1 protein-coding gene is annotated in these 1,079 nt (G+C 58.4%); it reads right to left on the reverse strand.

Annotated features, from left to right (window positions below):
- A partial coding sequence (locus SFC07_RS13235) for a DUF222 domain-containing protein (RefSeq protein WP_411208779.1) occupies window positions 1-1,079 on the reverse strand: 1,079 nt, incomplete at both ends.

The following is a 1,079-nucleotide window of genomic DNA, read 5'->3' on the forward strand; positions in this document are numbered from 1 at the left end:
TCCGGCGGATCCGGCGCAACAGACTCCCCCTCCACCAACCGCCGATGCTTCCCCCGCGCCCACGCACCACCAGACTCACCCGCAGCAACACTGTCATTAAACACCACCCCACCACCAACAACCTGCCGACCAACCCGACCCGACACCCCATCCCGAACCATAAACCCCTTACCATTAACCCCACCACGAGAATCATCATTACGCGGATGATCCCCAAAACACTGCGGCGTCAAATTCACCACATCCGTCAACCCACCACGCACCCACGGATCCACATGATGAATCTCACAATCCACCAACGGCCGCGAACACCCAGGAGCAGAACACACCAACTCCGACGCCAACAACGCCACCTTCTGCTCCAACGACGCCGACCGCTGCAACCGACCCAAATGCAACGCCCGACCAGACTTACCATCCAACACCACACCAAAGTCATACTTCGCCGCCCCCAACAACAACACCTCCCCCAACGACAACTTAAACCCCGTATTCGTCGGATACCGATACCCCAACCCCCTCTCCTCAACAGCCACCACATCATCAGTGGTCATCGACACCACAATGCTGCCAATACCACCACGACCCCGCACCGAAATACCCCGATGAAAACGATCCACCACATAATGCACCGCGTCAGCAAAACGCTGCGACGACGACCGTGAATCATCCTCCGGATCACCATCAACTAAACTGCCCCGCTTCATCAACGGCGCACACGCTGCCTTCAACAACGCCGCCGTCGACGAGGCAATCAACCCCGAAATACGCACCAACCCATTAACATCAGCCTTACCCAACGACACATACCGCTGCGACAACGCCGCCACCGGATCCGGAGCCTTAGCATTAACAGCGGCCACCTCACCACGCACCCACGCAGCTAAATCCTCCACCCCACGCCACCGCGCCTGCTTTACCGCCTGAGCAAACAACTCCTCACGATGAGGAACACCCTCACCAACTAATCGATCCAACTCACGGTTAATCACCGCCAACCGCTCAGGACCAACCACCGGACGACCAGCACCCGAGGTACCGATCACCTCAGCGACAACATCCACCCCACCAGCAGGCAC

This window comes from Corynebacterium callunae, from assembly GCF_046592015.1.
In the GTDB taxonomy this organism is placed as follows: Bacteria; Actinomycetota; Actinomycetes; order Mycobacteriales; family Mycobacteriaceae; genus Corynebacterium; species Corynebacterium callunae_A.